Origin of the sequence: Nitrospirillum viridazoti CBAmc (assembly GCF_000730165.1) — a bacterium.
In the GTDB taxonomy this organism is placed as follows: Bacteria; Pseudomonadota; Alphaproteobacteria; order Azospirillales; family Azospirillaceae; genus Nitrospirillum; species Nitrospirillum viridazoti.
This window is the reverse complement of record NZ_CP022111.1, coordinates 976,787-991,363: the sequence shown is the minus strand read 5'-3', so window position 1 is coordinate 991,363 and position 14,577 is coordinate 976,787. Positions and strand designations below refer to the sequence as shown.

The following is a 14,577-nucleotide window of genomic DNA, read 5'->3' as shown; positions in this document are numbered from 1 at the left end:
GCGGGCGAACCGCCCCCCGAAGCCCTACCCGCCGCAAATGGGAAGTCGAGTGACTTAGTTCAACCACCTTAGCGTCGATGGTTCCGGAAATTTTGGCCCCGGTCCATACGGCACCTCCCCAGATGCCCCACCTGTATTCTCCGACCGGATGCGACAAAATATCCGCCATCATGCGTATAAGTCACAGTCACTCCATCAGTAACAATGATTTTGGCAGTTTGGTTATTGCAATGATGCAAGAGAATGGCGCGACCGCTACTACTGATGACAATATTGCGATTATTTGCGTTGGCCTGCCCGGCAGTGCTTCCACCTGGTCGTTCAATGTGGTGCGGCAATTGCTGACTCAGGCTTATGGCGAGTCCGGTTTCAGGTCCGACTATGCCAATGATTTGACGGACTATGTCGGCATCGGGGAGAAGGCCAGGATGCCGGTGGTGCTGAAGACCCACCACCCCGACACCATGATGCAGCTGCGCATCGCGCATGAGGACATCGCCACCATCATCACCCTGCGGGACCCGCGCGACTGTGTCGCCTCACTGATGCGGCGCTTTGACCAGCCTTTCAACGAGGCCTTCGCCTATGTGTTGCGCAGCGTGCGCCGGGTGCAGGCCTGTGTCGCCCAGGGCCGGCGCACCCTGATTTTCCGCTATGAAGACGGTTTCCACGACCATCCGGACTCGGTGGCCCGCATCGCCGGATTTATCGGCGTGACGGCAGCCGACCCGGCGCTGCTCGCCATTCACGAGGGCCTGCGGACCCGGACGGTGGAGCGGACCCTGGCCCAGATGGAGGATACCGGCCGCTTCGTGGAAAATGCCGGAACGGACGCGCATCCCAACCTTTACGACCCCGTCACCCACTGGCACAGGAGCCACATCGGCGATGGCGCGGTGGGCAAGTACAAGGCCCTGCCGGACCGGGCGCGGTCCCTGATGGACAACGCCTTCTGGTCCTTCCTGGCAGCCTATTACCTGCCGCCGGACAGGGCGGCCACGGCCTGAGGTCAGGCGTCGGCGGCGGCTGGGACCGGCACCGCCTGGGCAGCCGGTGTCACCTCCCCCTGCTGCGGCGCGCGGGGCCCGCGCATCTTACTGACCATGGCGGTCACATGCTCCGCCGCGGCCTTGGTGGTTTCCGGCGCGATGGGGTGGAAGGTCACCTTGCCGTCCTGCACCACCAGCACGGCGGCGGGAATGACACCGCCCCCGCCCCCGCCGCCGACGGCCTCACCCCAGACGCTGCCGCCGTAGACGCCGACACCGAAGGTGGTGATGTTCACCGGTACGATCAGGCCGCCGGGGATTTCCACCGGCGCGCCCAGGACTCCCTTTCCCAGGATGGTCTCGAACTCCGTCAGCAGGTCCTGGGTCAGGGTCTTGGTGGGATCGGCAAAGGGATTGAGCAGCATGGCGAGGAACCTCCTTGTTGCGGCGCAATACTATCATGGCGCGCATCAATATGGAATAATTCCACCTAAAGAGTCCGGGGCCCTTTCTGTAACAGTTCCGTTACCGAACGCCATTTGACCAGAGCGCCTACCCCGGTATCGTTCACCCCGCCCACGGCGGATGGGCCAAATGGGATATCGGATAAAGGGGCAAGGTTCATGGCGTGGTTCAAGGTGGGACGAATGGCCGGCGGGTTGGCGCGCGCCGGCGCGGGTGTGGGTATCGGCGTGCTGCTGGCCACGACGGCCCTGGCCCAGACGGCGTCGCAGCCGTCGCCGGCCACCCCCTATCTGGCGCCCGACATCCCGGCCAAGGTCGACAGCACCATCCAGGGCGCCGACTACATCAAGCGCGACGTCATGATCCCCATGCGCGATGGCGTGAAGCTGCACACCGTCATCGTCATCCCCGTGGGTGCCAAGAGCGCCCCCATCATGCTGACGCGCACGCCTTACAACGCCACCAAGCGCGCCAAACGGTCCACCAGCCCGCACATGCAGGCGACGCTGGCCATGGGGGATGAAAGCTTCGTGGCCGAAGGCTACATCCGCGTCTTCCAGGATATCCGCGGCAAGTACGGGTCGGAGGGCGACTACGTCATGACCCGGCCCCTGCGCGGCCCCCTGAACGACAGCGAGGTCGACCACGCCACCGACGCCTACGACACCATCGACTGGCTGGTGAAGAATGTGCCGGAGAGCAACGGCAAGGTCGGCATGGTGGGTTCCTCCTATGAAGGGTTCACGGTGCTGATGGCGCTGGTGAACCCGCACCCGGCGCTGAAGGCGGCCGTGCCCATGAGCCCCATGGTCGATGGCTGGAAGGGTGACGACTGGTTCCACAACGGCGCCTTCCGCCAGACCAACTTCGACTATTTCCAGCACCAGACGACGGTGAGGGGTGAAGGCAGCGACATCCCGCGCGGCATCTACGACGACTACGACGCCTTCCTGCGCGCCGGCTCCGCCGACGGCTTCGCCCGGCAATACGGGCTGGAGCAGCTGCCCTTCTGGCACAAGCTGATCGAGCACCCCGCCTATGACGCCTATTGGCAGAACCAGGCGCTGGACGTGATCCTGGGCGCCCGCACCCCCACCGTGCCCACCATGATCGTGGCCAGCCTGTGGGACCAGGAGGACATGTACGGTGCCGTCCACACCTATGAGGCGATCGAGCCCAAGGATGCCAGCAACACCCTGAACTACCTGGTGCTGGGTCCCTGGCGGCACAGCGGCGTGAACTATGACGGCAGCACCCTGGGCCCGCTGAAGTTCGAGGGCGACACCGCCCTGGATTTCCGCCGCAACACCATGCTGCCCTTCCTGGATGAACACCTGAAGGACGGCGCGCCCAAGGCCGATACGCCGCCGGTGCTGGTGTTCGAAAGCGGCACCAACGTCTGGCGCCGCCTGCAGAAATGGCCGACGTCCTGCGCCACCGGCTGCGCCGCAACGCCCAAGCCCCTGTACCTGCAGACCAACGGCGGCCTGGGCTTCACCGCCCCGGCCAAGGGCGGCCCCGCCTATGACGAGTACGTCTCGGACCCGGCCAAGCCCGTGCCCTATGTGCCGCGCCCCGTGCGCTTCGGCGATGGCGACGCCTGGAAGCGCTGGCTGGTCACCGACCAGCGGGCCGTGGCCGACCGCACCGACGTGCTGGTCTACACCAGTGAGGTGCTGACCGCGCCGATGAAGATCAGCGGCGCGCCGGTGGTGAACCTCTACGCCTCCACCTCCGGCACCGACAGCGATTGGGTGGTGAAGCTGATCGACGTCTACCCCGACGAGGTGCCATCGCAGCCGGAGATGGGCGGCTATCAGCTGGCCGTGGGCATGGACATTTTCCGAGGCCGCTACCGGGACAGCCTGGAACACCCCACCGCCATCCCGGCGGACAAGGTTCAGCGCTATCGCTTCGAGCTGCCCAACGCCAACCACGTCTTCCTGCCCGGCCACCGCATCATGGTGCAGGTGCAGTCCAGCTGGTTCCCGCTGTACGACCGCAATCCGCAGACCTTCGTCGACAACATCTTCCTGGCCAAGCCGGGCGACTATCGCAAGGCGACGCAGCGCGTCTTCCATCAGGGCGCGCAGGCCAGCTTCATCGATCTGCCGGTGGTTTCCGCCAACTAGGCGCGGAACCATCCGCCGAACCCCTGTTTTTAAGCCGGGCGGCCCACGCCCGGCTTATTTTTTCGCCCCCCGATTGCACGGCTTCTATCACCCGGCCCATGCCGTTAGACTTGTCGGTTGTGAGGGGTGCGGGCGAAAGCGCCCACGTGAAGACAGGCGGCGTCATGCGTCCACTCCCGGGGCACACCCTGGCGACTTCGTTCAAGGTCCTGCTCCTGGCGGCGGCATATCTGGGCACGGCACGCCTGGGCCTGGCCCTGGCCAGCCTGAGCGAGAGCGCCAGCCCGGTGTGGCCCGCCTCCGGCCTGGCTGTGGCGGGCCTGCTGATCTTCGGCCGGAGCGCTTGGCCCTTCGTCCTCATCGGCGCCTTCATCGCCAACCTGCTCACCCCTGGCGTGGGGCCCTTGACGGCGGCCTTCATCGCGCTGGGCAACACGGGCGAGGCGGTGCTGGGCGCCCTGCTGTTCACGCGCGTCGATGGCATCGACAAGGAAAGGCTGCAGGTTTCCCGCGCTGCCGCCCATGGCCTGGCCGCCATCGTGGCGCCCGTCTGCAGCGCCACCATCGGCGTCAGCGCCCTGCTGGTGGCGGGCAACCTGTCCTGGGACGTGAACCTGGGCGCCATCTGGATCACCTGGTGGACGGGCGACGCGCTGGGCATCCTGATCGTCACCGCCCTGCTGGTGGCCCTGCGGGAGGCCAAGGCCGCCGACTGGCGCCCCGCCCACGTGTGGGCCACGCTGTTCAGCGGCCTGATGCCCGTGCTGGGGCTGACGGTGGCGGCCCTGACCCTGCCCTTCCTGCCCGTGGCACGGACGCTGCTGGGCTCGGCCTCCGCGCTGGGCATCTTCCTGCTGTATCCCGCCATCCTGCTGGCCGCCCGCCGTTACGGCCCGGCGGCGGCCCACCTTGTGGTGCTGGCGGCGGCTACGGTCTATGTGCTGGGCACGACCGCCGGTATCGGCCCGTTCATGGATGCCACCCTGAACGAAAGCCTGCTGAACATGCAGGCCATGCTGGCAACGTTCGCCCTGACCGCCATCGTCTTTTCCGACATTCCCCCGCAGTCGGCGCGCTTGGGATCCGGTGTCTTCCTGGTGGGCTGCCTGGTGGCCGCCGGCGTCTTCCTGGACCGGACGGACATCGCCCGTTCCCGCGATGAGGCCCACCTGGGCAAGATCGTGGACAGTGCCATGGCGCGCATCCATGAACGCCTGCTGGTCTATTCCAACGCGCTGGAATCCGGCGCCGCCCTCTACGCCACCGGCCTGCCCGTGGGCCGCGACCAGTGGCGGGCGTTCGCCAGCACCATCAACATCGACGGCCGCTATCCCGGCATCAACGGCATCGGCGTCGTCTATCCCGTGCCCACCGATGGGCTGGAGGCCTTCCTGGCGCGTGTCCGGGCCGATGGCGCGCCTGACTTCAAGCTGCACGCCGCCTCCACCGAACCGGTGCTGGACGACTTCGCCGACGCGCTGGAATACGACGTCATCACCTATGTCGAGCCGGCGGGCGCCAACGCGGCCGCCCTGGGGCTGAACGTGGCGACGGAGGCCAACCGCCGCGACGCCGCCTTCCGTGCCCGCGATACCGGCCAGCCCGCCATGACCAAGCGCATCATCCTGGTGCAGGACGCGCAGCGGCGCGCGGGCTTCCTCTATTTTATTCCCGTCTATACCCCGGGCAAGCCGCTGGACACGGTGGCGCAGCGCCGCCACGCCCTGCAGTGCTGGATCTACGCCCCCTTCATTTCCGAGGTGTTCTTCCGCGAGGCGCTGCGCGACATGGTGGAGGAAGTCGACGTCGCCGTGTACGACGGCGGCGAGACGCGGCCCGACGCCCTGCTGTACCGCAAGATCACACCCGACACCCTGGGGGGCCGGCTGGCCGCGCGCGTGGGCCTCAAGGCCTCGGGCCTAGGCGCCCCCGACCAAGTGAGCCGCGTGGATGAAGGCGGTCACGCCTTGACCTTGGCCTGGTCGCGGGCGGCCAGCTTCGCCACCGCCGGCCAGGCGGGGGCCGCGCTGGCCGCCGCCAGCCTGGCCTTCATCTCGCTCATGCTGGCGGCATTGACCGCCAATTTGCACCTGGTTCGTGCCCGTGCCACGGCAATCGCCGAGGGCATGACGCGGGAATTGAGCGCCATCAACACTAAGCTGATGGCCGCCGGCAAACGGCTGACCCTGGCGACGCAGGCCGGCGGCATCGGCGTCTGGGAATTCGATCTGGCGACGCAGGAGCTGGTCTGGGACGAGCGCATGTTCCAGATGTACGGCGTAGACCCGGACACGTCACGGCCCCTGACCTTCGCCACCTGGCAGTCCCGCTGTCATGCGGAGGATCTGGGCCGCATGCAGGCAGAGGTGCAGGCGGCCGTGCGCGGCGAGGTACCCCTGGATACGGAGTTCCGCATCCGTCTGCCCGATGGCACCGTCCGCCACATCAAGACCAACGGCTTGGTGGAGCGCGACGCCCAGGGCCAGGCCATCAAGATCGTGGGCGTGAACTGGGACGTGACGGCAGCGCGCGAGAGTGCCCGCGCCCTGGCCGCGGAAAAGCGGCGGGCGGAAGAGGCCAACCGCGCCAAGAACGACTTCCTGGCCAATATGAGCCATGAGGTGCGCACGCCCATGAACGGCGTGGTGGGCATGGTGCAGCTGCTGCTGGACACCAGCGGCCTCACCACCGAGCAGCGCGGCTACGCCGAAACCATCCGCGACAGCGCCGATGCCCTGCTGGGCGTCATCAACGACATCCTGGACATCTCCAAGCTCGAGGCAGGCAAGGTCGACCTGGAGAACCTGTCCTTCGATCTGGGTGATCTGGTGGAGGGGGTGGCCGCCATCCTGGCGCCCCGTGCCCGCGACAAGGGTATCGAGCTGGGCGTGCTGGTGGTGGAAGAGGCGCGGCGGCACTGGCGCGGCGATCCCACCCGCCTGCGGCAGCTGCTGCTGAACCTGGCCGGCAACGCCGTCAAGTTCACCGACCGCGGCTGGGTCAGCATCATCGTTACCTGCCTGGCCGGCACCGCGCCCGGCACGCGGCGCCTGCGCTTCGCCGTGCAGGACACCGGCATCGGCCTCAGCGACGAGCAGGCCCAGCGCCTGTTCCAGAAATTCACCCAGGCGGACGCCAGCGTCACCCGGCGCTTCGGTGGCACCGGCCTGGGCCTGGCCATCTGCAAGCAGCTGGTGGACCTGATGGGGGGCGACATCGGAGTGGAGAGCACGCCGGGCCAAGGGTCCCTGTTCTGGTTCGAATTGCCGCTGGCCCCGGCGGAGCCGGCCGACGCGCCCCTGCCCTCGCTGGAAAGCGTGCGCGGCCGCCACGCCCTGGTGGTCGACGACCTGGCCATGAACCGCCTGATCCTGACCCATAACCTCAGCTTCGACCTGGGCCTGCGCGTGGATGAGGCGCCGGACGGGGAAACCGCGCTGGCGCGCCTGTGGTCGGCGGCGGGTGGCGACGATCCCTATGACATCCTGCTGATCGATAACCGCATGCCGGGCCTCAACGGGCCCGAGGTGGTGGCCAGGGTGCGCGCCGACGCCCGATTCCAGGACCTGCGCGTCATCCTGGTCAGTTCCATCGAGCCGGACCAGGCAACGGTCGACGCCCGCTATGACGCCCTGCTGGCCAAGCCTGTCCGCCGCCTGTCCCTGAACGAAGCGGTGGCGCGCGCCTTCGGCTGCCTGATGCCGCCCTGCGCCCCCCAGCCGGCGGCGGCGCCGGAAACGACGCCGGACGGCCGGGGCCGCCGCGTGCTGGTGGTGGAGGACAACCCCACCAACCAAGCGGTGGCGAGCCTGATGCTGCGCAAGGCGGGTTACATGGTCACCGTGGTGGAGGACGGTGCGCAGGCGGTGGCGGCCTGCGCCCGCGACCGCTACGACATCGTGCTCATGGACGTGCAGATGCCGGTGATGGACGGTATGGAGGCTACGCGCCGCATCCGGGCAGCGGAGGCGGCGGAAGGCCGGGGCCGTACTCCCATCCTGGCCATGACCGCCAACGCCATGGCGGGGATGAGCGCCGACTACGCCGCCGCCGGCATGGACGATTGCGTCTACAAGCCCTTCCGCCAACAGCAGATCCTGCAGATGGTCGACGACTGGTCCCGCGCCCGAGGATCCGCCGCCACAGGGATGGAGGCCCCCGCCCCCGAGCCTGTTGCCGTTGCGGTGCCCGAACCGATGCCGGCGGCAGCGAACGCCATGACTGATCTGCCACTGCTGGAAGAAGGGGTCCTGGGCCGCCTGCAACCGGTGGCAGGCCCCGGCGCCTTTGACCGGCTGGTGCGCGATTTCATCGGCAACGGTGCGACCCGGGTGGACAGAGTGGCAAGCCTGGCGGCCGCGGGTGACAGGACCGACCTGCACACGTTGGGGCAACAGGCCCATGACCTTATTTCCACGGCGGGAAATTGTGGATTAAGACGGCTGGAGGAGGCCGCACGCCAGCTTCAGTCCGCCTGCGATGCCGGCGACACCGATCGCGCCCGGGCCCTGGGAGACCTGATCGGCACCATAGGGCCTCAATCTTGGCGGGCCCTGGGGCGACGCTTCCTGGAAACGGCGGACTAAGCGGGCCGGCCGTAACCCAGGTTTCCCTAGGAGTTATGCCCGTCTTCGACCGTTAACGAAAAATACACTGTTAGTGTGTTATTTATTACCCGTTCATCCAGGTATTTTTCGCCCTCACAGCAATTCCATAATCGCAATGCCCGCTGTGAAAGTTTCCTTTATACGTCTGTTGACAGGGTATTGAGGAATCAGCCGACCAGCAGCGTGTCCGTTGGCGTGCAACCGCAGGCGGATTAGACTGTTAGCCGTATAAGACGGCGGCCTAGGCGTGACGGACAGAGTGATTGACGTGAAAGACGCGGCAGTGTTGGACAGCATCATACAGCCCCCCTCCCCCCTTCCCGTATCGCTTGCCGGCCCCCTTTCGCCCCCCCGGCTGACCCATCTCCAGCGGCTTGAGGCGGAAAGCATCCACATCCTGCGGGAGGTGGTAGCCGAAACGCAGAACCCGGTGATGCTTTATTCCATCGGCAAGGACAGCGCGGTGATGCTGCACTTGGCGATGAAAGCCTTCTACCCGGCCAAGCCGCCCTTTCCCCTGCTGCACGTGGACACCACCTGGAAGTTCCGCGAGATGATCGCTTTCCGCGACCAGAGGGCGGCGGATCTGGGCCTGGACCTGCTGGTGCACACCAACCCGGAAGGCTTGGCGCGGGGCATCGGCCCCTTCACCCACGGCTCCGCCATCCATACCCAGGTGATGAAGACGGAAGCGCTGAAGCAGGCGCTGGACCGTTACGGCTTCGACGCCGCGTTCGGCGGCGCGCGCCGCGACGAGGAGAAGAGCCGCGCCAAGGAGCGCATCTTCAGCTTCCGCAACGAGCAGCACCGCTGGGACCCAAAGAATCAGCGCCCCGAGCTCTGGCAACTGTACAACGCGCGCAAGAACAAGGGCGAGAGCATCCGCGTTTTCCCCCTGTCCAACTGGACCGAGCTGGACATCTGGGAATACATCTACCTGGAAAACATCCCCATCGTACCGCTGTACTTCGCCGCCGAACGGCCGGTGGTGGAGCGTGACGGCGCCCTGATCATGGTCGATGACGACCGCCTGCCCATGAAGCCAGGGGAGGTGCCGCAGATGCGGCGCGTGCGTTTCCGCACCCTGGGGTGCTACCCGCTGACCGGCGCCATCGACAGCGACGCCGACAGCCTGCCCGCCATCATCCGCGAGATGCTGCTGGCCCGCACGTCGGAGCGCCAGGGCCGCGTGATCGACCGAGACGGCGGCGCCTCCATGGAACAGAAGAAGCAGGAAGGGTACTTCTGATGGCCCCCGATACCCCCCTGCCCGAAACGCTGGAGCCGGGCGTGTCCGAAATCGAGCGCTACCTCGCGGCTCAGCAGTCCAAAAGCCTGCTGCGCTTCATCACCTGCGGCAGCGTCGACGACGGCAAGAGCACCCTGATCGGCCGCCTGCTGTACGACAGCAAGATGTTGTTCGAAGACCAGCTGGCGACCTTGGAGGCGGACAGCCGCAAGGTGGGCACCCAGGGCGGCGACCTGGACTTCGCGCTGCTGGTCGACGGACTGTCGGCGGAGCGGGAGCAAGGTATCACCATCGACGTCGCCTACCGCTTCTTCAACACCGACCGGCGCAAGTTCATCGTGGCCGACACGCCCGGTCATGAGCAGTACACGCGCAACATGGTCACCGGCGCGTCCACCGCCGACCTTGCCATTATCCTGATCGACGCGCGCAAGGGCGTGCTGCCCCAGACGCGGCGCCACAGCTTCCTGGTGTCCCTGCTCGGCATCCGCAAGATCGTGCTGGCCGTCAACAAGATGGACCTGATGGGCTATGACCAGGCCGTCTTCGACCGCGTGGTCGCGGAATACCGCGCCTTCGCCCGCCAGCTGGACCTGACCGACATCCAGGCCATCCCGCTGTCGGCACTGAAGGGCGACAACGTCACCACCTTGACCGACGCCATGCCCTGGTACCTGGGCCCCACGCTGATCGGTCATCTGGAGACGGTCGAGGTCGCGGATCTGCGCGCCAGCCAGCCTTTCCGCCTGCCGGTGCAATGGGTGAACCGTCCCAACCTGGACTTCCGTGGCTATGCCGGCACCATCGCCGCCGGCACGGTGCGCCCGGGCGACCGCATCCGCGTCCTGCCCTCGGGGCAGGAAAGCCGGGTAGCCCGCATCGTCACCCATGACGGCGACCTGCCCCTGGCCGTGGCCGGGCAATCCGTCACCCTCACCCTGACGGACGAGATCGACATCAGCCGTGGCGACATCCTCTCCACCCTGGATGAGGTCGCCGAGGCGGCCGACCAGATGGAGGCGACGCTGGTATGGATGTCGGAGGCGCCGCTGCTGCCCGGCCGACCCTACATCTTGAAGCTGGGCACCAAGTCGGTGCCGGCCACCGTGGCGACGCTGAAGCACAAGATCAACGTCAATACCCTGGAACAGCTGGCGACCAAGACGCTGAGCCTCAACGAGGTGGGGCTGGCGACCCTGAGCCTGGACCAGGCCATCGCCTTCGACGTCTATCGCAACAATCGCGACACGGGCGGTTTCATCCTCATCGACCGCCTGACCAATGAGACGGTGGCCGCCGGCCTTATCCGGTCCGCCATCGTGCGCACTGTGCCTTGGCAGGTGCTGGACGTGGACAAGCGCGCCCGCTCGCAGATGAAGGGTCAGCGTCCGCGCGTGCTGTGGTTCACCGGCCTGTCCGGCGCCGGCAAGTCCACCATCGCCAATCTGGTGGAAAAGAAACTGCACGCCCATGGCCGCCACACTATGCTGCTGGACGGCGACAATGTCCGCCACGGCCTGAACCGCGACCTGAGCTTCACCGACGCCGACCGGGTGGAGAACATCCGCCGCGTGGCCGAGGTGTCCAAGCTGATGGTCGACGCCGGACTGATCGTCCTGGTCTCCTTCATCTCCCCCTACCGCGCGGAACGGCGCATGGCCCGTGAGCTGCTGGGCCCGGGTGAGTTCCTGGAGGTGTTCGTGGACACGCCCCTGGCGGTGGCTGAGGACCGCGACGTGAAGGGCCTGTACGCCAAGGCGCGCGCCGGCAAGATCCCGAACTTCACCGGCATCGACAGCCCCTATGAGCCGCCGGAGTCGCCCGACGTGCGCATCGACACCCAGGCCATGACCGCCGAGCAGGCGGCCAACCACATCTTCACGCTGCTGTCCCGCTTCGATGAGGATGCCGACCTGGTGGACGGCGCCGCCATCTGACGACGACCGCTTGTTCCTGAATGAAGGGCCGGCTGGAGCGATCCGCCGGCCCTTCGCCATTTCTGGCCCCCTTCGCCTTGTCGGAAGTGGCCCTCGCTTGCACCCTGCCTTTTAGATCAACCATTTGTGGTGCGACAGCGTGCCTCACGCGCTATGATGCCATTGGGGATTGTGCCAGTCGGGGGACCAAGGTGCAGCGGGACAAAGCGGAGCTTTTGCGGTCCATCGCCATTGACCGGACGGCGCCGTCACCGGCGCGGCGGGGCGGTGGTGGTGGGCGGGGCCTTATCTTGGGCCTGGGCGCCGGCGCCGCCGTCGTGGTGGTCGCCGCGGGGATCGCCTGGTCTACCGGCCTGCTCAGCCGCTTCGGCGGTGCCGATCCGGCGCCGGTCGCCGTTTCCGCCAAGCCTGCATCCACCGCCGCCGGCCCGGCCCAGCCGGCACCCGCCGCCCCGGTGTCGGAGGTGCGCAGCGGCAACCTCATCGGCTCCGGCTATGTCGTCGCCCGGCGGGTGGCCACGGTCTCCGCCGATGTCACCGGCCGCGTGCGTGAGGTCCTGGTGCAGGAAGGCATGCTGGTGCAAAAGGGCCAGGTGCTGGCCACCTTGGACGACGTGCTGGCCCGCAGCGACCTGGATCTGGCCCGGGCCCGCCAGGCCTCGGCCGAGGCCGCCGTAGTGGCCAACCAGGCAGACCTGGTGGACGCGGAAAAGACGCTGGAGCGCACGCGCGCCCTGACCGGCCGCCAGTTCTCCAGCGAGGCCGACCTGATCAAGGCGGATGCCCGCGCCGCCTCGCTGCGAGCCCAGTTGGTGAAGTCCAAGGCCGACGTGAACGCCGCCCGCGCCACCGTCGCCTATGACGCGGAAATGGTGGACCGCTACCAGGTCCGCGCCCCCTTCACCGGCGTGGTCACGGAAAAAAATGCCCAGCCGGGTGAAATCATCTCCCCCATGTCGTCCGGCGGCTTCACCCGCACGGGCGTGTGCACCCTGGTCGACATGGACAGCCTGGAATTCGAGGTGGAGGTGAACGAGGCCAACATCGCCCGCGTCCGCCCCGGCCAGAAGGTGGAGGCGACGCTGGACGCCTATCCCGACTGGAAGGTGCCCGCCTCGGTCTTGGCCATCATCCCCACCGCCAGCCGGGAGAAGGCCACCATCAAGGTGCGGGTGGCCATAGCGGCCAAGGATCCGCGCATCCTGCCCAACATGGCGGCCAAGGTGACCTTTCTGAACGAGGGCAAGGGCGGCTGATCCGGCCACCCTGCCCACCCCATCCCCATCGCCCCACGACCACAATCGGGAGCCTGATGCCATGACGGGCCAGACGCTGATTCACCTGCAGGACGTTTCCAAGCGGTTCGTGAAGGGCAAGGACACCATCACCATCTTCGACCATCTGGGCCTCAGCATTCCCGCCGGCGACTTCGTGGCGGTGATGGGGCCCAGCGGCTCGGGCAAGACCACCTTGCTGAACCTGTTGGGCGGCATTGACCAGCCGACAGAGGGCAGCATCACCTTCGACGGCGGCCGGGTGGATACGCTGACGGAAGGGCAACTGGCCCGCTGGCGCGCCCACAATGTCGGCTTCATCTTCCAGTTCTACAACCTGATGCCCACCCTGTCGGCGGCGCGGAATGTGGAACTGCCCCTGCTGCTCACCTCCTTCGGCCGGGCGGAGCGCAAGCGGCGGGTGGAAGCGGCCTTGAGCCTGGTGGGACTGGCGGAGCGGGCGGACCATTACCCGCGGGAGATGTCGGGCGGCCAGCAGCAGCGCGTGGCCATCGCCCGCGCCCTGATCTCCGACCCCAAGCTGCTGCTGTGCGACGAGCCCACGGGCGACCTGGATCGCACCACGGCGGATGAGATCCTGGCCATGCTGCGGCTGCTAAACCAGGAGATGGGCAAGACCATCGTCATGGTGACCCATGATCCGGAGGCGGCTAAGTACGCCCGCCGCACCCTGCACCTGGACAAGGGCCGCTTCACCGAGCGGGAGCTGGTGGCATGAGTGATCTCTACCTGCTCTGGCGCAACCTGTTCCGCCGCAAGCTGCGCACCTTCCTCATGATGCTGGCCATCTTCGTGGCCTTCGTCATCTATGGCGTGCTGGGCAGCATCCACTACGCCTTCGAACACGGCGTGGATTCGTCGGCCGACAACCGGCTGGTGGTGGTGAACAAGATCACCTTCATCCAGCCCCTGCCCTATGCCTATGTCGGCAAGATCGCGGCCATCAAGGGCGTGAAAAACCTCACCTTCGCCAACTGGTTCGGCGGTTATTACCAGGACGCGCGCAACCAGATCGGCACCTTCGCCGTCGATCCCGAAAGCTATCTGCGGATCTATCGCGACGACCTGCGCATCGATCCAGCCGCGCGCGACGCCTTCATCCACGACCGCACCAGCATGGTGGTGGGTGAGGCCATCGCCACGAAGTACGGCTGGAAGGTGGGGGACCGCATTCCCATCAATTCCAACATCTTCACCAACAAGACGGACGGCAGCCACACCTGGGAGCTGACCGTGGCTGGCATCGCCTACGCGGCAAAGGAATCCTTCAACACCAGCTTCATCATCTTCCAGTACGAAAACTTCAATGAAAGCAAGACGTTCGGTAAGGACACGGTTGGCTGGATCACGCTGGAGACGGACAGCGCCGCGGTGAATGACAAGGTGGCCGCTACCATCGACGACCTGTTCGCCAACTCCACGGCGGAAACCAACACCCAGTCGGAAAAGGCGTTCGGCAAGGCCTTCCTGGCCCAGTTGGGCAACATCGCCCTGATCATCACCCTGGTGGTGGGGGCGGCCTTCGCCACCATCCTGATGATCGTAGGGAACACCATGGTGATGGCGGTGCGCGAGCGCACCAAGGAGATCGCGGTGCTGAAGACCCTCGGCTTCCCGTCCTGGCGCATCTGGCGCCAGGTGTTGGGGGAATCCGTGCTGCTGTCCCTGCTGGGCGGCGTGCCCGGGCTCTTGGTCGCCGGCTTGCTGGTGACGCTGCTATCCAAGCTCGCGTCGGGCGCCATCCCGGGACTGGCGTTGACCCTGCCCGTTGCCGGCCTGGGCGTGGCCTTCATGCTGCTTCTCGGGGTGGTGACCGGCTTCCTGCCGGCCTGGAACGCGCTGCGCCTGAACATCGTCACCGCCCTCGGGCGTCTGTGACCCGCCCTCGGAAGGAAACAACGTC

The 14,577-nt window shown here is 66.8% G+C and carries 9 protein-coding genes; 8 read left to right on the top strand and 1 reads right to left on the bottom strand.

The genetic code is table 11. The features are described 5' to 3' along the window. The first annotated feature begins 230 nt into the window (after nt 1-230). Complete coding sequence (locus tag Y958_RS17695; protein ID WP_186291462.1) at nt 231-1,007, top strand: sulfotransferase domain-containing protein; 777 nt, start codon at nt 231-233, stop codon at nt 1,005-1,007. Nucleotides 1,008-1,009: 2 nt separating this feature from the next. On the opposite strand, the gene Y958_RS17690 is transcribed toward Y958_RS17695, so the two are convergent. Further along, nucleotides 1,010-1,414 carry a spore germination protein GerW family protein gene (locus Y958_RS17690; RefSeq protein ID WP_088873290.1) on the bottom strand — a complete coding sequence of 135 codons (405 nt, stop codon included), beginning with the start codon at nt 1,412-1,414 and terminating at the stop codon, nt 1,010-1,012. 198 nt (nt 1,415-1,612) lie between these two features. On the opposite strand from Y958_RS17690, the gene Y958_RS17685 reads away from it, so the two are divergent. The 7 genes from Y958_RS17685 (at nt 1,613) to Y958_RS17655 (ending at nt 14,552) form a co-directional block, all read left to right on the top strand. Continuing rightward, nucleotides 1,613-3,586 (top strand): CocE/NonD family hydrolase, encoded by a 1,974-nt coding sequence (locus Y958_RS17685; protein ID WP_244909572.1) that lies wholly within the window; start codon nt 1,613-1,615, stop codon nt 3,584-3,586. Between the two features lie 164 nt (nt 3,587-3,750). Next, nucleotides 3,751-8,172 (top strand): CHASE domain-containing protein, encoded by a 4,422-nt coding sequence (locus Y958_RS17680; RefSeq protein WP_186291461.1) that lies wholly within the window; start codon nt 3,751-3,753, stop codon nt 8,170-8,172. A gap of 376 nt (nt 8,173-8,548) precedes the next feature. Continuing rightward, nucleotides 8,549-9,442, top strand: a complete 894-nt coding sequence (cysD, locus tag Y958_RS17675; protein WP_040849570.1) for a sulfate adenylyltransferase subunit CysD — start codon at nt 8,549-8,551, stop codon at nt 9,440-9,442. Then, a complete protein-coding gene (gene cysN / locus Y958_RS17670; protein WP_186291460.1) occupies nt 9,442-11,379 on the top strand; it encodes a sulfate adenylyltransferase subunit CysN in 1,938 nt (645 codons plus the stop codon). The genes cysD and cysN overlap by 1 nt, the downstream gene beginning before the upstream one ends. Nucleotides 11,380-11,570: 191 nt before the next feature. Beyond that, nucleotides 11,571-12,635 carry an efflux RND transporter periplasmic adaptor subunit gene (locus Y958_RS17665; protein WP_244909571.1) on the top strand — a complete coding sequence of 355 codons (1,065 nt, stop codon included), beginning with the start codon at nt 11,571-11,573 and terminating at the stop codon, nt 12,633-12,635. A gap of 61 nt (nt 12,636-12,696) precedes the next feature. Further along, nucleotides 12,697-13,392, top strand: a complete 696-nt coding sequence (locus tag Y958_RS17660) for an ABC transporter ATP-binding protein (RefSeq protein WP_004271350.1) — start codon at nt 12,697-12,699, stop codon at nt 13,390-13,392. Next, nucleotides 13,389-14,552 (top strand): ABC transporter permease, encoded by a 1,164-nt coding sequence (locus Y958_RS17655; RefSeq protein ID WP_088873287.1) that lies wholly within the window; start codon nt 13,389-13,391, stop codon nt 14,550-14,552. Before Y958_RS17660 ends, Y958_RS17655 begins: the two co-directional genes overlap by 4 nt. Nucleotides 14,553-14,577 lie beyond the last annotated feature (25 nt).